This window comes from Microbispora oryzae, assembly GCF_017896165.1.
Classification (GTDB): Bacteria; Actinomycetota; Actinomycetes; order Streptosporangiales; family Streptosporangiaceae; genus Microbispora; species Microbispora oryzae.
Map to the genome: position 1 here is coordinate 91,922 of NZ_JAFCNB010000009.1, position 18,874 is coordinate 110,795.

Genomic DNA, 18,874 nt, shown 5'->3' on the forward strand with positions numbered 1-18,874 from the left:
ATGCCAGCGATTCCGCAGCCCCTGCGCCCCGACGACGACGGCGCCGCCGACGCCGCGGTCGCCGCGGCCCTGGCCGGGTTCCGGTCCGGTACGGCGAGCGCGGCCGACGTGGTGGCGGCCCTCGCGCGGACCCGGCTGCTCGTCCCCGTGGTCGCCCTCCTCACCGAGTCGGAGGTCGGCGCGCACGGCCTGCGGCAGGAGAAGGAGAGCGAAATGGCCCTCCCCAAGATCGTCGGCAGGGACGGGCGGGAGGCCGTGCCGGTGTTCACCGGCGTGGAGCCGATGCGGGCGTGGCGGGCCGACGCCCGGCCCGTGCAGGCGACCACGCCGCAGGTGTGCCAGGCCGCCCGGCACGAGAACGCCGCGGCCGTGGTCGTCGACGTCGCCGGGCCGGTCCCCTTCGTGATCGAGGGCGGGATGCTGGCGGCGCTGGCCGCCGTCGAGGAGGCCAGGCGCGACCCTTCGGCGCTCGACCGGCTCGCGGAGTCCCTGCCCGGCACGACCGTGGCCCGGCTGGGCACCGTCCGGGGCGACGAGGTGCCCGGGGCGGCCGAGGGCGCCGAGAGCGGGGGCGGCGATCGCCGCAGAGGTTGGCTGCGGAGGCGGCCCCGCGGCTAGGGTCGGCCCGTGACCTTCCTCATCGCCGGCGTCGTCGTCGCCGGGCTGGTCGCCGGCGCGTACGCCCGCGCCTTCGCCGCCGGATTCGCCGAGGACCCAGGCGACCACCGCGAGGAGGCGCGCCGGGCCCTCGCCGCCGCCCTGCGTACCCCGCCCGTGCCGCGCCCGCCGTACGTGATCGAGGCGGTGACGGCGGTGGCGGCCGGGCTCGTGGCATGGCGGGTGGCGGGCGGATGGCTCCTCGCCGCGTGGCTGTACGGGACGGCGGCGGGCGCGGCGCTCGCCGCGATCGACCGGCGGACCTGGCGGCTCCCCGACGCGGTCACCCTGCCGTCCTATCCGATCGTGCTGGCCCTGCTCGCGCCGTCCGGGCGGTGGCCCGCGGCGCTGGCCTGCGGCGCCGCGTTCGTCGCGGTGTACGGGCTGCTGTGGTTCGCCCGCCCCACCGGCATCGGCCTCGGCGACGTCAAGCTGGCCGGGCTGATCGGCCTGCTGACCGGCGCGGCCGGCGTGCAGGCCGCCGTCGTCGCCGGATTCGCGGGCTACGCACTCGGCGCCGTCTACGCGGTCGGGCTCCTGGTGACGGGCCGGGGCACCCGGACGAGCGAGTTCCCGCTGGGGCCTTTCATGGTCGCCGGAGCCCTCGCCGGGGTGGTGCTTCCCGTACAGGGGTGATTCACGGCGTGTCAGGCGGATGCCGCACCCGGGGACACATGGAAGACTTGTCACCATGTTGCGCTGGTTGACCGCAGGGGAGTCGCACGGCCCCGAACTGCTCGCGATCCTTGAAGGCCTGCCCGCGGGCGTGGAGGTGACGACCGCCCAGCTCGACGAGGCACTGCGCCGCAGGCGACTGGGCTACGGCCGTGGCGCCCGGATGAAGTTCGAGCAGGACGAGGTGACCATCTCCGGGGGCGTACGGCACGGCCGCACCCTCGGCTCGCCGGTCGCCATCCGGGTCGGCAACACCGAGTGGCCCAAGTGGGAGCTCGTCATGGCGGCCGACCCGGTCGACCCCGCCCTGCTGGAGGGCGTGGCCCGCAACGCCCCCCGCTCGCGCCCCCGCCCCGGCCACGCCGACCTCGCCGGGATGCAGAAGTACGGCTTCGACGACGCCCGGCCGGTGCTCGACCGGGCGAGCGCCCGGGAGACGGCCGCCCGGGTGGCGCTCGGGCAGGTCGCCCGCAGCTTCCTCAAGCAGGCCCTGGGCGTCGACATCGTCAGCCACGTCGTCTCGATCGGCGAGGCGAGCGCCCCCCGCGACGTGCTGCCCGGCCCCGGCGACATGGCCGCCGTCGACGCCGACCCGGTCCGCTGCGTTGACCCGGCGGCGAGCGCGGCGATGGTCGCGGAGATCGACAAGGCGCACAAGGACGGCGACACCCTCGGCGGCGTCGTCGAGGTCGTCGCGTACGGGCTGCCGCCCGGCCTCGGCAGCTACACCCACTGGGACCGCCGGCTCGACTCCCGCCTCGCGGCGGCCCTCATGGGCATCCAGGCCATCAAGGGCGTCGCGGTCGGCGACGGCTTCGAGACGGCCCGCCGCCCCGGCAGCCGCGCCCACGATGAGATCGAGAACACCTCCGACGGGGTCCACCGCATCACCAACCGCGCGGGCGGGGTCGAGGGCGGCATGACCAACGGCGAGCCGCTGCGGGTCAGCGCCGCGATGAAGCCGATCTCCACCGTGCCCCGGGCGCTCGCGACCGTGGACGTCCTGACCGGCGAGCCGGCCAAGGCCCACCACGAGCGGTCCGACGTGTGCGCCGTCCCGGCCGCGGCGATCGTCGCCGAGGCCATGGTCGCGCTGGTGCTGGCCGACGCCGCCGTCGAGAAGTTCGGCGGCGACTCCGTGGAGGAGGTGGCGCGCAATCTCGCGGGCTACCTGTCCTCACTGGTGATCAAGTAATAAGGTTTGTGATCATGGATTCGGTGTCTCAGGGACCGGCCGCGGTCCTCATCGGCCCGCCCGGCTCGGGCAAGTCAACGGTCGGGCGGCTTCTCGCGGACCACCTCGGCGTGCCCTTCCGCGACACCGACGGCGACGTCGAGGCCGTCGCGGGCAAGCCGGTGAGCGACATCTTCGTCGAGGACGGGGAGGAGCGGTTCCGGGAGCTCGAAGCGGAGGCCGTACGGGCCGCCCTGGAGAGCCACGACGGCGTGCTCTCGCTGGGCGGCGGGGCCGTCATGCACGAGCCCACCCAGAAGCTGCTCGCCGGTCACCCGGTCGTCTACCTCCAGGTCGGCCTCGACCAGGCGGTGCGGCGGGTCGGCCTCGCGTCGGCCCGGCCGCTGCTCGTGCTCAACCCGCGCAGCCGGCTCCGCGCGCTGATGGAGGAGCGGCGGCCGGTCTACGAGCGGCTCGCCATGATCACCGTCGTCACCGACGACCGCGAACCCGACGAGGTCGCGGCCGAGATCGCGGCGGCGCTGTGACCGCCGCGACGCGCATCACCGTGCGGGGCGACGACCCCTACGACGTCGTGGTCGGCACCGGCGTGCTGGCCGAGCTGCCCGGCCTGCTCGGCGCGGGCGTGCGGACCGTCGCCGTCGTCCATCCCGCGGGCCTGCCCGAGCTCTCCCGCCCCGTCTGCGCCGCGCTGGAGGCCGCGGGATACGAGGTCGTGTCCCTGCCCGTGCCCGACGGCGAGGACGCCAAGAGCGTCCACGTCGCGGCCGAGCTGTGGTCGGCGTTCGGCCGCTACGGCGTGACCCGCTCCGACGCCGTGGTCGGCGTCGGAGGAGGGGCCACGACCGACCTGGCCGGCTTCGCCGCCGCCACCTGGCTGCGCGGCGTCCAGGTCGTCCAGGTGCCGACGACGCTCCTCGCCATGGTGGACGCGGCCGTGGGCGGCAAGACCGGCATCAACACTCCCGAGGGGAAGAACCTCGTCGGTTCCTTCCACCCGCCCCGGGGCGTGCTGTGCGATCTCGCCACGCTGACCACCGTGCCCCGGCAGGACTACGTCGCCGGGCTCGCCGAGATCGTCAAGGGCGGGTTCATCGCCGACCCCACCATCCTCACGCTGATCGAGGACGACCCGGCCGCCGCCCGTACGCCCGAGGGCGAGCACACCCGCGAGCTGATCGAACGGAAGATCCAGGTCAAGGCCGACGTGGTCGGCGCCGACCTGCGCGAGAGCGGCCTGCGCGAGATCCTCAACTACGGCCACACGCTCGCCCACGCCATTGAGCGGGTCGAGGACTACCGCATCAGGCACGGCGAGGCCGTGGCCGTCGGCCTTGTCTACGCGGCCGAGCTGTCCCACCTGGACGGGCGCGTCGGCCGCGACCTGGTCGACCGCACGCGGTCCATCCTGGAGTCCGTCGGCCTGCCCACCTCCTACCGGAGGGAGGCCTGGCCCCAGCTGCGCGACCACATGCGGGTCGACAAGAAGGCGAGGGGAGCGGTGCTGAGGTTCGTGGTCCTGGACGGAGTCGCCAGTCCGGCCCGCCTGGAGAATCCGTCGGAGGAGCTGCTCGAGGCGGCGTACCAGGAGGTGGCCCGATGAGGCCGGTGCTCGTCCTCAACGGCCCCAACCTGGGCCGGCTGGGCAGCAGGGAGCCCGACGTCTACGGGGCGCAGACCTTCGACGACCTGGCCGCGCTGTGCCGGGAGACCGGTCGTGAGCTGGGCCTGTCCGTGGAGGTCAGGCAGACCGACGACGAGGCCGAGCTGGTGGGATGGATCCACGAGGCCGCCGACACGCGCACGCCCGTGGTCCTGAACCCGGCGGCGTTCACGCACTACTCCTACGCGCTGCGCGACGCGATCGCCCAGCGCACGGCGCCGCTGGTGGAGGTGCACATCTCCAACCCGAACGCCAGGGAGGAGTTCCGCCACACCTCCGTCGTGGCGGCCGTCGCGACGGGCACCGTCGCCGGGTTCGGCCTGCGCTCGTACGAGCTCGCCCTGCGCGCGATCGCCGATACCGAGTAGTAGTCGATACCGATCAGTAGTTGATACCGATCAGTAGTTGATACTGAGCAGTAGCGATACTGGGGAGTAACTGCACAACGTTCGAGCAAGGCGGGGTCCATGGGGTACAGGTCGTTCGTGGCGATCGGGGACAGCTTCACCGAGGGTCTGGGCGACCCGCTCCTCGACGGGTCCGGCGCCGCGGCCGGTGGAGTGGTGCGGTACCGGGGCTGGGCCGACCGGGTGGCCGAGCGGCTCGCCCGGCTTGAGCCCGATTTCCGCTACGCCAACCTCGCCGTGCGGGGGAAGCTGATCGATCAGGTCGTCGACGTCCAGGTGCCCCTGGCCGTCCAGATGAGGCCCGATCTGATCAGTTTCTGCGCCGGCGGCAACGACCTGATCCGTCCCGGCAGCGACCCGGACCGGATGGCGAAGAAGGTGGCCGCCGCCGTCCGCGACCTCCGCGGCACCGGCGCCGAAGTGATCCTCTTCACCGGGATGGATCCGCGCGACACCCCGATCATGCGCCGGGCGCGCGGCAAGTTCGCCGTGTTCTTCATGCACATCAGGTCACTGGCCGACCTGTACGGATGCCATCTGGTGGACATGTGGTCCATGCAGGGGCTGCGCGACTGGCGGGCCTGGAGCGACGACCGCCTGCACATGAACTCCACCGGCCACCGGCTCGTCGCGGCCAAGGTGCTGGACGTGCTCGGTGTGCCGGAGGAAGGCGACTGGCGCATGACCTGGCCGCCGCGCGAACGGGTGGATTCCCGGGCGAAGTTACGCGAGGACGCCCTGTGGTTCCGCCGCCACTTCGCCCCGTGGATCGGCCGCCGCCTGCGCGGTACGTCCTCCGGGGACGGTGTGGACCCCAAGCGCCCCCACCTGGGTCCGTTGTCCTGACTCCGGGCCCTGGTGCGGTCCCTGGTGTGGGCCCTGTGTGGGCCGTGTTCCGGGTTCTGGTCCGGGCCGCGCTCGCCGGCCGTCTCCCGCGTTCCCGCCGCCCCTGTGGGAGCGCTCTCGCGGCGGTTAAACTGCCGATCATGCGCCTCACCGATATACGGATTTATCCGCTTAAGTCGGCGGCTGGACTGCCAGTTGAGACCGCCCTGGTACACCCGTGGGGCCTCGACGGCGACCGCAGGTGGGCGGTGGTCGACGAGCAGGGCGACAACCTGTGGCTGGGCGAGTTTCCCGCCATGCTCACCGTACGGGCGGAGAATCTGGCGGACGGCGGGCTGTCGCTCTCGGCTCCGGGACTTCCCGGCATCGTGGTCCCCCCGGCCGGTGGGCGGAGCGTGCCGGTGGGGTTCAGCGGCCTCGACTCGGCGGTCGCGGCGGAGCCCGCCGCCGACGAGTGGTTCACCCGGCTGCTGGGCCGGACCGCCCGGCTGGTGTGGCTCGACGACCCCCGCCGCCGGACGATCGACCCGGCGCACGGCGGCCTGCCCGGCGAGGTCGTCAGCTTCGCCTGGGACGCGCCCCTGCTGCTGACCTCGACGGCCTCGCTGCGGCTCCTCGACGACTGGATCGCCCAGGGAGCGGCGGAGCGGGGGGAGGAGCCTCCCGGCCCGCTCTCGATGGCCAGGTTCCGCCCCAGCGTCGTGATCGACGGCGCCGAGCCGTACCAGGAGGACGACTGGAAGGAGGTCAGGATCGGCACGATCGACTTCCGGGTGTCGGAGATCTGCGACCGGTGCGCCGTGACGACGATCGACCCCGAGACCGCCGTCAAGGGCAAGGAACCGATCCGCACCCTGGCCAGGCACCGTCGCTGGGACGGCAAGACCTGGTTCGGCATCCGGCTCGTTCCCCGCGCGCCGGGACGGATCTCCGTGGGCGACCCGGTCGTCCCCGTGTCCTGAACCCGTGTCCTGAACCCGTGTTCTGAAGCCGTACCGGGAAGCACCCGCGGCCTGAAATCCGCGCGCCTGAGCCCTGCGGCCGAAGTTCCATGCCCTGAAGCCTGAGGCTCGGGGCCCGTCCGGCCGTGAGGGGTCAGTCGTCCGTGGAGAGACGGCGCAGCGCCTCGCGGACCTTCACCGGATCACTGGTACGCCAGAACGGGGGCAGCGAGCTCAGCAGGAAGCCGCCGTAACGGGCGGTGGCCAGCCGGGGATCGAGCACGGCCACCACGCCCCGGTCCTCGATCGAGCGCAGCAGCCGCCCGGCACCCTGGGCCAGCAGCAGCGCCGCATGGGTCGCCGCGACCGACATGAATCCGTTGCCGCCGGTCGCCGCCACGTGCCGCTGCCGGGCCGAGGCGAGCGGGTCGTCCGGACGCGGGAACGGGATCCGGTCGATGACGACGAGCGTCAGCGAGGGGCCGGGGACGTCGACGCCCTGCCACAGCGACAGCGTGCCGAACAGGCAGGTCGCCGGATCGGCCGCGAACTGCTTCACCAGTTGCGAGGTGGAGTCGTCGCCCTGGCACAGCAGCGGCACGTCCAGCCGTTCGCGCAGCGCCTCGGTCGCGGCCTTGGCCGCCCGCATCGAGGAGAACAGCCCGAGGGCCCGCCCACCCGCCGCCTCGATGAGCTCGGCGAGCTCGGTCACGTACGCCTCGGGCAGGCCGTCGCGGCCCGGCTGCGGCAGGTGCTTGGCGACGTAGAGGATGCCCCGCCGGGGGTGATCGAACGGCGAGCCCACGTCGAGACCGGTCCACCCGTCACGGCCGAGCCCCCACTGGCGCGCCATGCCGTCGAACGTCCCGCCGAGCGCGAGTGTGGCGCTGGTGAGGACCACCGTCCGCGAGCCGAACAGCTTCTCGCGGAGCATGCCGCCGACCGACAGCGGCGCCACCCGCAGCGTCGGGGGAATGTTGGCCCGCCCCTGCGGGTGGGCCGCGTCCAGCCAGACGACCTCGGCCCGCGCGGCCTCGTCCGGGTGGACCGCACCGCGCGCGCCGTCGCCTGTGCCGCTCGCGCCCCACCTGTCGCCTGTGTCTCCCGTGCCGCCAGGGCTCGCCGAGTCGACTGCGTCGTCCGAGCCCTCCTCGTCGCCGGCGTCCGCCGGCGGGGGACCGAAGGCGTCGAGCATGCGCTGGGCGGTGTCGTGCACGTCGTCGAGCGCGGTGAAGGCGGCCCGTCGCAGGCCGGCGTTCTCGGGGTCGTCCTTGTCCTTGTTGCGGGGCCCAAGGGCGGTGATGCAGGCGAACGCCGCGTCCCGGACAAGTGACAGCGTGAGAGCGAGCGACTGGGGCAGGTCGTCCACGCGGCCCGGCGGGGCGGCCGCGAGCAGGGACCGCAGGTCTTCTCCGGCCTCCTGGAGCCGGTCGGCGACACCCTGCTCGATCAGCCGCCCGGCGCGCCGGACGGCGAGGGCGACGGTGCTCTCGGACAGCTCTCCGGTGACCACCGAGGTCACCCGGTCGACCAGCTCGTGGGCCTCGTCCACCACGACCACGTTGTGCTCGGGCAGGATGGGCAGGTCCTCCATCGCGTCGATGGCGAGCAGGGCGTGGTTGGTGACGACGATGTCCGCAGCTCCGGCCCGCTCCCTGGCCAGCTCGGCGAAGCAGTCCGCGCCGCTCGGGCACCGCTGCGCCCCGAGACACTCACGGGCGGTCACGGAGAACTGCCGCCACACCTGGTCGCTCACGCCGGGGACGAGCTCGTCGCGGTCGCCCGTCTCGGTGTCGTTGGCCCAGTCGACGACGCGCTGCACCATACGGCCGGTGGCGCTCACCTCACGGGGGTCGAAGAGCTGCTCGTCCTCGTCCTCGGGCATGCCGGCGCCCATCTTGTGGCGGCACAGATAGTTGCGGCGGCCCTTCAGGATCGCGAACTCCGGCCGGTGCGGCAGGAGGTCCTCGAGCGTGTCGGCGAGCCGGGGCAGGTCGCGGTCGACGAGCTGACGCTGGAGCGCGATCGTGGCGGTGGAGACCACCACGGCGGTCTTCGCCGCGGCCGCGTGCGCGATCGCGGGGACCAGGTACGCCAGCGACTTGCCGGTGCCGGTGCCGGCCTGCACGGCGAGATGCTCCTTGGCCCCGATCGCGTCGCGAACCGCCTGGGCCATCTTGACCTGACCAGGCCGCTCGAACCCGCCGAGGCCGGTCACCGCGGCGGTGAGCAGTTCTTCCACGGGCGGGGTCTCGGCAGCTTCCTTCGGCACGGGAGAACGCTACCCGGTGCGACCGACAATCGGTGCGTGACCGCCCCAGCACGTCCTGGCGTTCCAAGAACCACCAGCCGTCGCACGTGGCACACTGAATAGCAGGCACTCAAGGTCAACGGCGATCTGCGAACACGAGGTACTAAGGGACGAAACGGGCGTCCCGCACGGGTCCCCCGACGTCGAGTGGACGGATAAGGGCAGGTAAAGGCACTATGTCTGCCATGTCGGAAGTTGTCCCACTGCCATCGTTCGGCGAGGTGTTCTTCGACGCGCGCGGCCAGGACCGTGTGCTCCGGGTCACCTGGCACGAGGGCACCCTGGTGCTCAGCCTGTGGCGGGGCGAGATGTGCACGGCGAGTTTCCGCATGCCGCTGAGCGACGTCGGGCGCCTGATCGACACCCTGGACGACGGCTTCAACGAGGTGTCCGGAAACGACCACGACGCGGGAACGGGGCCCTTCCCCACCGCCGAGGGAGATCCCGCACAGGCGCCCGAGGCCTATCGGCCCCAGGACGACTATGGGGCCCAGACCCAGGTCCAGGACGAGTACGGCGCTCCCGAACCGCGCGCTCGTGACCACGACGGCTACGCGACCGACCGTGACGGCTACGGAGCCGAGCGGGACGGCTACGGCTCGTCCCGCGACGGATACGCCGCGGAGTACGGACAGCCGGAGGCATATCCGGCGCACGGCGGCCGTCCCGACCACCCCGAACGCCGGTCTTCGGCGGGCCATGCCGACTACACCGACTATCCGGACTATCCGGGAACGGGCCAATACGCCCGGCCCCCCGCCACGGCCGACGGCTACCCGGCGCCCCCGCAGGCGCGTCCGGCGGCCGACCAATACGCCGATCAGCAGTACGCGGACAGGTACGCCGACCAGCAGTACACAGATCAGCAGTACACAGATCAGCAGTACGCGGATCAGCAGTACGCGGATCAGCAGTACGCGGATCAGCAGTACGGCTATGACGCCCGGCCGCCCGCTCCCCGGGCGCCGCAGCAGTACACGCAGCCGCCGGACGCCTACGGGGCGGCGCCCGAGCCGTACGCGCAGGGCCAGGACGTTTATGGGCAGCATCCGGACGCGTACCAGCCCGATCCGTACCAGCAGCCCGATCCGTATCAGCAGGCGGCGGAGTCCTACCCGCAGCCCGCTCCGCCGCTCGGCCCCAACGACGTGCTCGTGGCGAGGGGTGCGCCGACGCAGGACCGCCTCGTCGCCTCGTCCTCATCCGGCTCCCGGAGGCGGCCCGACTCGCCGCAGGGCGCTCCCGGGCAGGCGCCGGAACGCCACGCAGGCGGCCCTGGCGCCGAGCCGGCCGTCCAGCAGCCCGCCATGGGTGTCGACCCCAGCGATCCGCTCGGCCTCGGCCAGCAGGTCCGGCCGTACGCGCAGGAACCGATGTACACCACGGGTGAGCGCCTCAGGCCGCAGTCGCGAGGTGAGCAGGGCGGGGAGCGTCATATGGACCCGGACGCCGACGAGTGGACCGATCCGCGAGGGCAGGGCTGGGACGACGGCCGCGGCGGCTGGTGATGGCGCGGTAAGCCTGGAGTTCCAGCGCTGAGTAACCTCGTCGTCGATGGACACGTCAACGGCATTGCAACTCTTCCTGCTCCCCGCGGGTGCGCTGGCCGTCGCCGGGCTGGCGAGGTGGCGGGGCTGGTCCGCCCCGCTCCTCCTCGTCCTCGCCGGTCTGGTGGTCTCGTACGTCCCCGGGGTGCCCGACTACCGGCTCGACCCGCACATCGTGCTGTCGGTCTTCCTGCCGCCGATGCTCTACTCGGCCTCCCTTGACAGCTCCTACCTCCGCCTCAAGGACGTCCGCCGCCCGGTCGGGCTGCTCGCCGTGGGGCTGGTGCTGCTCACCGCGTTCGTCGTCGGCTTCGTCGCGCACGCGCTGATCCCCGGGCTGCCGTTCGCCGCGGCGCTCGCCCTGGGCGCGATCGTGGCGCCCACCGACGCCGTCTCCGCGGTCGCCGTGGGACGCAAGCTCGGCCTGCCCCGCAAGGCGCTGACCATCCTGGTCGGTGAGGGGCTGTTCAACGACGCGACCGCGCTCACCGCCTACCGGGTGGCGGTGGCGGCCACGGTCGGCGCGGCGGTGGACGTCGTCCAGGCGGGCAAGGAGTTCCTCCTCTCGGCCGGCGTCGGGCTCTTGATCGGCCTCGCCATCGCGTACGCGGCGGGATTACTGCTGCGGCGCCTGACCGACGCGCTGGTGGCCAACGGCGTCTCCCTGCTCGTGCCGTACGCCGCCTACCTGGCCGCCGAGGCGATCGGCGCCTCAGGTGTGATCTCCGTAGTGGTCGTCGGCATCTACCTGGGCCACCAGCTCACCCGCACCTCGTACGGCGTCCGCCTCCTGTCGGGGGCCGTCTGGCAGGTGGTGGATCTCGTGCTGGAGTCCATCGTCTTCGCGCTGATCGGCCTGCAGATGCGTCCCATCGTCGCCGCCATGAACGGGCGGCGTCCCACGGAGATCGCCCTGTACGCCGTCGTGCTGTTCCTCGTGGTCGTCCTGGTGAGGATCGCCTGGGTGCCGCCCGCGACGTACCTGCCGCGGATGCTGTCCAAGCGGGTGCGGGCGCGGGAGCCGAAGTCGCCCTCGTGGCAGAACGTGGTGCTGACGAGCTGGGCGGGCATGCGCGGAGTGGTCTCCCTGGCCGCCGCCTTCGCCCTTCCCGAGAGCTTCCCCCAACGGGAACTGCTGCTGTTCCTCACCTTCGGCATCGTCATCAGCACCCTGATCGTCCAGGGCCTGTCGTTCTCCTGGCTGATCCGCAGGCTCGGCGTCTCCAACGCCAAGGAGCGCTACACCGACGACCTGGCCGAGGCGGGCGCCCAGCAGGCGGCGGCGACCGCGGCGCTGAACCGGCTCGACGAGCTGACCGCGGACGGGGTCCACGAGGTCCACGAGCAGGTCGTCGAGCAGTTGCGCGGCCGGGCCGAACGGCGGGCGCTGCAGGCGTGGGAGCGGCTCGGCGGCGGGACCGGGCCCGAGGGGGAGGAGACGCCCGCCGCGGTCTACCGGCGGCTGCGGCGGGAGATGCTCGTCGCCGAGCGCGAGGTCTTCGTCCGGCTCAGGGACGAGCGGCGGATCGACGACGAGGTCCTCCACCGGGTCATGCAGGAGCTCGACTTCGAGGAGGCGACCCTCGAACGCGGCTGACCGCCGGCGCCGGGCCTCACCCGGCGGTCCCCCGGATCCCGGACGGCCGCACCGGCCGGCCGGGACACCGGGAAACGCCTGGAAGGGTCAGCCGAGGCGCTGGTCGACATAGCACCAGCGCCACTCCTCGCCCGGTTCGTATGACTGGACCACCGGGTGTCCGGTCTCGTGGAAATGCGCGGTCGCGTGCTTGCTCGGCGACGAGTCGCAGCATCCGATGTGGCCGCAGTCGAGGCACCGGCGCAGGTGGACCCAGCGTCCCCCCTGCTCGATGCACTCCTGGCAGCCCTCCGGCGGACGCGGATCCGGATTCGCCGTGTCGAGCAGATGTTCACAAACTCCCATGCCGCCGATGCTAGTGCTTCGGATCCGCCGCATCCGACCAGGCGTTGGGTAGGGTTCCGGCCATGCGACTCCTCCCGCCCGCCGCGGTCGCCGCGGCCGCCGCCGTCTTGCTGGCCTCCGGCTGCGCGACCGCCGACAAGGCCCAGACGTGCGCGGACGCGACGCGGGTCATCAACCAGACGATCAGTTCCATCGGCCGGACCGTGAACGATCCTGAGGCGATGAGCAAGGCGATCGAGGACGGCGCGGCCACGCTGGGCGATCTGGCGGACAAGGCGGCCGACACCTCGCTGCGGGACGCCCTGCGAGGGCTGTCCGACCGCCTGGACAAGCTCACCGTCGACGACGCCAAGTCCGCGGTCGACGCGGCGCGGCAGGTCGCCGGCGACGGCGCCCGCTATCTGAAGGAGGTCGGCGACGCCTGCCTCTGAACCAGGCGAACCAGGCGAACCAGGCGAACCAGGCGAACCAGTTCGGCCCGGCGACCCCCGCGGCTTGATACGACCGGGCAACCCGACGAACCGCCGGGGAATCCGGCAAATTTAGCCTTTACCCATGGATAGCAACGAGCCGGACCCACGGTTCACGCTGGCCAACGAGCGTACGTTCCTCACCTGGATCAGCACCTCCCTCGCGCTGAGCGCGGGAGGGATCGCGATGGCCGCCGTGCCGGAGAGCCTGTTCGCGCCCTGGATCAGGACGCTGCTGGCGGTCGTGCTCGTCCTGCTGGCGGCAGTGGCCGCCGGCGCCGCCTATCCCCGGTGGCGGCAGATCCAGCGCGCGCTGCGCCGCGCGGAGCCGCTCCCGCCGCCCGCCCTCGCCCCCGTGGTGGGGTACGGCGTGGCCGGCGTGGCGATTCTCGCGCTCGTCCTGATCCTCCTGTCGCGATGACCGGCGCGGGGGAGGACGGACCGCCCGGACTGCACATCGAGCGGACCCGGCTGGCCTGGGTCCGCGCCGCCGCGGCGCTCGCGGTGTGCGCGCTCGGAGCGGCGGGCGGCGTCCTGCGCCATCGGGTGCCCCTCGCGACGTCGATCCCGTTCGTGGCCGCGGCGCTGTGCGGGGCGGTCCTGCTCGTGCGCACCGGCCTGCGCGACCGGCGGGTGCAACGCGCGCTGCTGGACGGCCGTCCGCTCGATCATGGAGCCGACGTCCTGCTGGCCTGGCTGGGCGCGCTGGCGGTCGCCGCGGGCGCACTCGTCCTGATCGTCGCGCTCGCCCGGTGAGCTGGACGCGATCTACCCCTCGCCGGCCGACCGGATGGTCTGGCCGACCTCTTCGTGCCGCTCCCGCTCCTCCTGGGCGAAGCGCTCGGCGTCCAGCCGGTCGGCGATCTCCTCGTCCTGGCTCATCAGCGTCTCCAGGCTCTGCCCGGCCATGTCGAGGACGCCCATGTCGGCGTACGCCTGCCGCAGCCGGGGGCTCCACAGGCCGATGTCCTTCACGCACGGCACGATCCGGCTGAACAGCAGCGACCGGAACACCCGCATGTATTCGGACCGGTCGACGGCGAGCATGGCCTCGTCGACCTCCTGCCGGGACAGGTCGAGGTTCTCCCAGGTCTCCCGGCCGCGGAGCCGGTCGCGCATGAGATAGCAGCCCTCGATGACGAAGTCCTCGCGCTCCCGCAACTCGGCCTCGGACAGGTTGGCGTAGTAGTCCCGCAGCGCCATCCGGCCGAACGCCACGTGCCGCGCCTCGTCCTGCATCACGTACGCGAGGATCTGCTTGGGCAGGGGTTTGGTGGTGATGTCACGTATCACCCCGAAGGCGGCCAGCGCGAGGCCCTCGATCAGGACCTGCATGCCGAGATACGGCATGTCCCAGCGCGAGTCGCTCAGCGTGCTGTCGAGCAGCGCCTTGAGGTGCTCGTTCATGGGGTAGACGAGCCCGATCTTCTCCTGCAGGAAGCGGGCGTAGGTCTCGGCGTGCCGCGCCTCGTCCATCGTCTGGGTCGCGGCGTAGAACTTGGAGTCGAGGTCGGGGACGGACTCGACGATCCGCGCGGAGCAGATCATCGCCCCCTGCTCGCCGTGCAGGAACTGGGAGAACTGCCACGCCGCGTTGTGCAGCCTGACGTCCTTGCGCTGCCGTTCGCCCATGCGCTCCCAGAGGGGAGTGCCGTAGATCGAGATCGTCTGGTCAGGTACGCCGAGCACGTTGTACGGGTCGACCTCGATGCTCCAGTCGATCCGCTTGACCGAGTCCCACTGCTTGTCCTTGCCCTTCTGGTAGAGGGCGAGCATGCGGTCCCTGCCGTCGTCGTACTCCCAGGTGAAACGGGCCGCACCGGTCATCCCCACGTCCCACGTGGACATCTCGGCGGGGATCGTGTAGAGCTCGTGCGTCGACACCGGAGCCTCCTAGACGTACAACGTACGTACCCGTTCGAGGGTGACACGTACGCTGTACGTGCGTCAACGGGGGGAGGGGAGTGTGATCATGCTCAACCAGAGCCGCATCGTCGCCGCCGCCGTCGACCTGATCGAGCGCGAGGGCGCGGACGCGGTCTCCATGCGGCGGATCGCGACGGAGCTGGGTGTCGGCGTCATGTCGCTGTACAACCACGTGCCCAGCAAGGCCGCGCTGCTCGACGCGGTGGCCGAGGCGGTGCTGTCCCAGGTCGAGTTCACCGACGACCCGTCCGCCTACTGGACCGACCGGGTACGGATCCAGGCGCGGGCCTTCCGGCAGATCGCCCACCACTATCCCCGCTGCACCATGGTCGTGGTGAGCCGGCAACGGACGTCGGCGGCCGGGCTGCTGCCGGTCGAGCGGGCGCTGGCCACCCTCCGCGACGCCGGCTTCGACGGCCGCGAGGCCGTCGGGCTGCTGCGGATGTTCATCGCGTATGTCGTGGGCTCCCTGCTCAGGGAGGTGGGGGTGGCCCCGGCGATCCCCCCGGTGCCGCCCGACGTGACGTCGGCCGGCGTGGACCCCGCCCTGTTCCCCGTGGTCGGCGAACTGGCGCCCTACCTGGAGGAGTGCGACCACGAGGAGGAGTTCGAGTTCGGCCTCGAACTGCTGGTCCAGGCCATGGCCGTGCGGGCCGGCGGGACGGTGGTCAGGGGAGACGCCCGCGGCTGAGCCTGGGCGCCTCCCCGGTTCCGTCAGTACCAGTTGTGGGACCGGAAGTGCCCCCATGCCCCGCAGGGCGAGCCGTACCGGCCCTTGATATAACGCAGCCCCCACCGGATCTGGGTCTGCGGGTTGAACCGCCAATCCTGCGCGACGTACCCCATCTTGCTTCCAGGCAGAGCCTGCGGGATGCCGTAGGCGCCCGAGCCCTCGTTGTAGGCCCGGTGGTCCCAGTTGCTCTCCCTGGTCCACAGACTGTTCAGGCACTGGAACTGCTCGCCCGACCAGGCCCGCCGGCTCACCATCCGGAAGGCGTACGCCTTGTTGCGCAGCTTCGGGGTGGCGGGGCGGAACCTCGGTGCGTCCAGCTTGACGCGCATCTTCCACACGCCGAGGTGCGTGGCCGGCTGTGCGGCTCCCTCGGCCCAGGCCGCGGCGCTTCCCGCACCCGCTACGGTGACGGCGATGACGGCGGCGGCGGTGTTGCGTAGAACGCTCTTACTGTCCAAAACGGTCCTTGTCGTCGGGTCGCGTGCGGGAGGCGGGCGCGTGGACGCGCCCGCCGCTCGGCCGCGCCCATGGCGTGGACGCGGCCGTCCGCTCGGCCTGCACCGGATCACGAGAACTCCCGGGAGGCGCCGCGACGGGTCCTCACGCGGATTGAAATACGCCGGCCCGGCTCCGGCACCGCAGCGGCGACACGCCGCGGACAGTTCTTTGCCACCCGGCGGGCCACTCCTGGCCGTTCCACCCCCCGGGCCTTACGCATCGGTAGAGTCGGAGGCATGACCACTCTCGAGATCCCCGTGACCACCCTGGACGGCGCGCCGACCACCCTGGGCGCGGTCCTCGCCGGGCGGGCCGCACTGATCGTCAACGTCGCGTCCAAGTGCGGTCTCACGCCCCAGTACGACGGCCTCGTCCGGCTGCAGCGCACGTACGGCGAGCGCGGTTTCACCGTCGTCGGCGTCCCCTGCAACCAGTTCGCCGGCCAGGAGCCGGGCTCCGCCGAGGAGATCGCCCAGTTCTGCTCCACGACGTACGGCGTCGACTTCCCGCTGCTGGAGAAGACGGAGGTGAACGGCGCGGGCCGGCACCCCCTCTACGCGGAGCTCACGACAACGCCCGACGCGTCCGGCGACACGGGCGACGTGCAGTGGAACTTCGAGAAGTTCCTGCTGAACGCCGGCGGCGAGGTCGTGGCGCGGTTCCGCCCGCGGACCGAGCCCGAGGCGCCCGAGATCGTCGAGGCCGTCGAGAAGCTCGTCTCCTAGAGCGCCTCTGGTCCCGTCTCACGTTCTGGGCCTGAGCGAAAGGCGGGAGACGTATGTGAGGACGCCATCGCCCCCGCAAGCGACCGAGGGTGACGGAGGCAACGACGCTCGGGCCGGACTACACCGTCGCGAGTCGGGGTGGTGAGTTGGGGTAGTGGGTGACTGCCGTCGTCGACTCGCCGCGCCGGTGGGCATGAGGGACTCGCAGGTCAGGTAGCCGAGTTCTCAGACCGGGTAGCTCTCAGACCGGGTAGCTCTCAGACCGGGTAGCTCTCAGACCGGGCGCATACGGCACGCGCGCGGCGGGCGCGTGCGGGCATGCGATCACCGGGTATGGGGGTCGCCGGGCGTGGGGTCGCCGGGCGCCCGGTGGGTACGCGGCCCGGCGTCGCGCTCTGCCTGCCCGTCCGGGGTCGCGCTCTGCTTGCGCCCGGGCGGCCGTCTATCCCGGGTGTCTTATTCCCGCCCTATCCCGGGCTCCCCCTCTCCCAGACTGCTATCGCCGGGCGCGTGTTCCCGCGCCTTCCCCGGGCGTCCTGTCCGGGGTTCGTCCCGGGCGTTGGCGGGTGCCGCGTTCGTAGCTGCTGCGTTCGTATCTTCGGCGGTTGGGGTGGTGGGTGAGGGTCCAGGTGCCATTCTCGTTGCGGTGGGTGGTGTAGCGGTGGGGGTGGGTGAATTTGTCGCGGTTGTGGAGGTGCAGGCGGGGGCGAGCAGGTCAAGGTTGGTGACACCGTCGTCGATCCAGCCCTGGACGTGGTCGACTTCGGCCATGGTGGCCGGGATCGGACAGCCCTGGCAGTAGCAGGTCGCGTACTGCGCCAGCAGCGCCTTCCGCTGGGCTGGGGTGGCCAGCCGCACCGAACGCCCCATGTCCAGCACCTGCCCCTTCGCGTCCAACACCATCCGGGTCAACTGCGAAGTCCGCGCCAGCCGGTGCACGTCACTCACCGGCAGCAACTGCCCGGTCGCGACCAGCAGCCCGGGAGCCAACCTGTCGGGGGCATGCCCGCACGTGCGGCACGCGTCAGCCCGCGCTCCGGCCGCCTCCTCCTGCCCCTCCGCCCGTGCCTCCGCCCGTGCCTCCGCCCGTGCCTCCGTCCGCGCCTCAGCCCCCCTCTCCGCCCGCGCCTCCGTACCTGCTTCTTGGGTGGCGGCGGCGACGTCTTCGGAGGCGGCTGCAGCAGCCGCGGCTTCGGGCACGCCGTCACCCCAGCCGCCAAGACCCGTGCCGTCGTCGGGCCGCGCGGCATCGTCAGAACCCGGACCATGATCAGGCTCTGCGGCATGGTCGGGCTCTGCGGCATGATCAGGCTCCCGGTTATGGTCAGGACCCGCCTGCTCGTAAGCGGCCCCGGGTGGGCCATCTTCGGGGGGAGCTGTCTCGGCGTTGGGACCGTCTCGGCCCGCGCCGGCCGTGGGAGGTGTCTCGTCATCGCCGCGCGCACGCGCCGCACCGGCGGTGCTGTGTGTGCCCGTCGCCCGACCGGGGTCCGGCGACGTGGTTTGAGTCGGGGGAGCGGTTGTGCCGATCGTCGTGTCGGGGCCGGTGCCGGTCTGGGTGGCGTCCTGCGTTCCGGCCGGCGGGGCCTTCGGTGCGCCGGTGCCGGTGGGGGTGAGGATGTCGTCGGGGATGGACTCGGCGCGGACCATGACGATGAGTTCGGTGGAGACCTTCTCGCTCAGCAGCGCGGCGAAGGCGTCGGCTTGGCGGACCCGTAGTGGCCGGTCGTCGTCCCTGTCCTTCGGCCGGGCGTAGGAGGTCAGGAACGACCGCAGCCGGGCCGCCGCCTCCCGCGGTAGGCGGAACTCGCCTTCCACGCCGCCGGTGCTGGAGGGGCGGACCAGCAGGAACCGGGACGCGTAGTCGTCCTCGCACTCCTCGACGAGGGTGCCGGGGTCGAGGATCTCCCGGATGTAGCGGCCGGCCTTGGCCACCTCCGCACACGACGCGCTGTCGGACAACTGCACCAGGATCGGCTCGGCCTCCTCGGCCTGCTTGTCGGTCAGTTTGGCCGTCACCGTGGTGATGGCGTCCACCGCTCCGCCGGACAGGGACCCAGCTCGGTAGCGGGCCTTCACCTGCGGGAGGCGGGCCACCTCTGTGGAGATCCGCAACCACCGGGCCGCCTGCGCACCCGTCATCCCCGGACCACGCCGCACCACCACCGGCATCCCCTGCACGCCAGGCGCTCCGGGCGCTCGCACGTCAGCGCCGGTCTCTGCCGCGTCCGGCGTGGTTGCCCCCGGTGTCGGGGTGCTCGGTGTGGGGGTGCTCGGTGTGGGGGTGCTCGGTGTGGGGGTGCTCGGTCTGTCTGAGCGGAGCCACGAAGCGGTGGAG

Annotated in this window: 20 protein-coding genes; 15 read left to right on the plus strand and 5 right to left on the minus strand. The window is 72.3% G+C overall.

Features of this window, described 5'->3' with window-relative positions; all coding sequences use genetic code 11:
* The 8 genes from JOL79_RS17955 (at position 1) to JOL79_RS17990 (ending at position 6,405) form a co-directional block, all read left to right on the plus strand.
* The gene (locus tag JOL79_RS17955) at positions 1 to 618 is read left to right on the plus strand and encodes an SseB family protein (RefSeq protein ID WP_210156987.1); all 618 of its coding nucleotides are present in this window, start codon (positions 1 to 3) and stop codon (positions 616 to 618) included.
* A gap of 9 nt (positions 619 to 627) precedes the next feature.
* A complete protein-coding gene (locus JOL79_RS35480) occupies positions 628 to 1,293 on the plus strand; it encodes a prepilin peptidase (protein ID WP_210156988.1) in 666 nt (221 codons plus the stop codon).
* Between the two features lie 55 nt (positions 1,294 to 1,348).
* Positions 1,349 to 2,527: a chorismate synthase gene (aroC, locus tag JOL79_RS17965; protein ID WP_210156989.1), complete on the plus strand. Its 1,179-nt coding sequence runs from the start codon at positions 1,349 to 1,351 to the stop codon at positions 2,525 to 2,527.
* 23 nt (positions 2,528 to 2,550) lie between these two features.
* Positions 2,551 to 3,054 carry a shikimate kinase gene (locus JOL79_RS17970; protein ID WP_210157149.1) on the plus strand — a complete coding sequence of 168 codons (504 nt, stop codon included), beginning with the start codon at positions 2,551 to 2,553 and terminating at the stop codon, positions 3,052 to 3,054.
* Complete coding sequence (gene aroB / locus JOL79_RS17975; protein ID WP_210156990.1) at positions 3,051 to 4,130, plus strand: 3-dehydroquinate synthase; 1,080 nt, start codon at positions 3,051 to 3,053, stop codon at positions 4,128 to 4,130. The genes JOL79_RS17970 and aroB overlap by 4 nt, the downstream gene beginning before the upstream one ends.
* Positions 4,127 to 4,558: a type II 3-dehydroquinate dehydratase gene (gene aroQ, locus JOL79_RS17980; RefSeq protein WP_210156991.1), complete on the plus strand. Its 432-nt coding sequence runs from the start codon at positions 4,127 to 4,129 to the stop codon at positions 4,556 to 4,558. The genes aroB and aroQ overlap by 4 nt, the downstream gene beginning before the upstream one ends.
* 99 nt (positions 4,559 to 4,657) lie before the next feature.
* Positions 4,658 to 5,443, plus strand: coding sequence for an SGNH/GDSL hydrolase family protein (locus tag JOL79_RS17985; RefSeq protein WP_210156992.1), 786 nt, complete (start codon positions 4,658 to 4,660; stop codon positions 5,441 to 5,443).
* A 140-nt stretch (positions 5,444 to 5,583) separates the two neighbouring features.
* Positions 5,584 to 6,405 (plus strand): MOSC domain-containing protein, encoded by an 822-nt coding sequence (locus JOL79_RS17990; RefSeq protein WP_210156993.1) that lies wholly within the window; start codon positions 5,584 to 5,586, stop codon positions 6,403 to 6,405.
* Positions 6,406 to 6,538: 133 nt separating this feature from the next.
* Here JOL79_RS17990 and JOL79_RS17995 read toward each other — a convergent pair whose 3' ends face one another.
* On the minus strand, positions 6,539 to 8,656 hold the full coding sequence (locus JOL79_RS17995) for an ATP-dependent DNA helicase (protein ID WP_210156994.1): 2,118 nt from the start codon (positions 8,654 to 8,656) through the stop codon (positions 6,539 to 6,541).
* A 224-nt stretch (positions 8,657 to 8,880) separates the two neighbouring features.
* Here JOL79_RS17995 and JOL79_RS18000 point away from each other — a divergent pair, with 224 nt between their 5' ends.
* Positions 8,881 to 10,203: a hypothetical protein gene (locus JOL79_RS18000; RefSeq protein ID WP_210156995.1), complete on the plus strand. Its 1,323-nt coding sequence runs from the start codon at positions 8,881 to 8,883 to the stop codon at positions 10,201 to 10,203.
* Positions 10,204 to 10,249: 46 nt separating this feature from the next.
* Complete coding sequence (locus JOL79_RS18005) at positions 10,250 to 11,839, plus strand: Na+/H+ antiporter (protein ID WP_210156996.1); 1,590 nt, start codon at positions 10,250 to 10,252, stop codon at positions 11,837 to 11,839.
* Between the two features lie 87 nt (positions 11,840 to 11,926).
* Here JOL79_RS18005 and JOL79_RS18010 read toward each other — a convergent pair whose 3' ends face one another.
* A complete protein-coding gene (locus JOL79_RS18010; protein WP_210156997.1) occupies positions 11,927 to 12,184 on the minus strand; it encodes a UBP-type zinc finger domain-containing protein in 258 nt (85 codons plus the stop codon).
* 62 nt (positions 12,185 to 12,246) lie between these two features.
* Between JOL79_RS18010 and JOL79_RS18015 the strand changes: the two genes are divergently transcribed.
* The 3 genes from JOL79_RS18015 to JOL79_RS18025 all read left to right on the plus strand — a co-directional run bounded on the left by JOL79_RS18015 (position 12,247) and on the right by JOL79_RS18025 (position 13,410).
* Positions 12,247 to 12,615, plus strand: a complete 369-nt coding sequence (locus JOL79_RS18015) for a DUF8711 family protein (protein WP_210156998.1) — start codon at positions 12,247 to 12,249, stop codon at positions 12,613 to 12,615.
* A gap of 124 nt (positions 12,616 to 12,739) precedes the next feature.
* Complete coding sequence (locus JOL79_RS18020; protein ID WP_210156999.1) at positions 12,740 to 13,075, plus strand: YidH family protein; 336 nt, start codon at positions 12,740 to 12,742, stop codon at positions 13,073 to 13,075.
* Complete coding sequence (locus JOL79_RS18025) at positions 13,072 to 13,410, plus strand: DUF202 domain-containing protein (protein ID WP_210157000.1); 339 nt, start codon at positions 13,072 to 13,074, stop codon at positions 13,408 to 13,410. The genes JOL79_RS18020 and JOL79_RS18025 overlap by 4 nt, the downstream gene beginning before the upstream one ends.
* 12 nt (positions 13,411 to 13,422) lie before the next feature.
* Here JOL79_RS18025 and JOL79_RS18030 read toward each other — a convergent pair whose 3' ends face one another.
* A complete protein-coding gene (locus tag JOL79_RS18030; protein WP_210157001.1) occupies positions 13,423 to 14,538 on the minus strand; it encodes a ferritin-like domain-containing protein in 1,116 nt (371 codons plus the stop codon).
* 88 nt (positions 14,539 to 14,626) lie between these two features.
* Between JOL79_RS18030 and JOL79_RS18035 the strand changes: the two genes are divergently transcribed.
* Complete coding sequence (locus JOL79_RS18035) at positions 14,627 to 15,271, plus strand: TetR/AcrR family transcriptional regulator C-terminal domain-containing protein (RefSeq protein ID WP_210157002.1); 645 nt, start codon at positions 14,627 to 14,629, stop codon at positions 15,269 to 15,271.
* 23 nt (positions 15,272 to 15,294) lie between these two features.
* Here the strand turns inward: JOL79_RS18035 and JOL79_RS34120 are convergent, their stop codons facing one another.
* Positions 15,295 to 15,771: an aggregation-promoting factor C-terminal-like domain-containing protein gene (locus JOL79_RS34120; RefSeq protein WP_230984993.1), complete on the minus strand. Its 477-nt coding sequence runs from the start codon at positions 15,769 to 15,771 to the stop codon at positions 15,295 to 15,297.
* A 276-nt stretch (positions 15,772 to 16,047) separates the two neighbouring features.
* Between JOL79_RS34120 and JOL79_RS18045 the strand changes: the two genes are divergently transcribed.
* Positions 16,048 to 16,536: a glutathione peroxidase gene (locus JOL79_RS18045; RefSeq protein WP_210157003.1), complete on the plus strand. Its 489-nt coding sequence runs from the start codon at positions 16,048 to 16,050 to the stop codon at positions 16,534 to 16,536.
* A 456-nt stretch (positions 16,537 to 16,992) separates the two neighbouring features.
* Here the strand turns inward: JOL79_RS18045 and JOL79_RS18050 are convergent, their stop codons facing one another.
* Positions 16,993 to 18,717, minus strand: a complete 1,725-nt coding sequence (locus JOL79_RS18050) for an HNH endonuclease signature motif containing protein (RefSeq protein WP_210157004.1) — start codon at positions 18,715 to 18,717, stop codon at positions 16,993 to 16,995.
* Between the last annotated feature and the right edge of the window lie 157 nt (positions 18,718 to 18,874).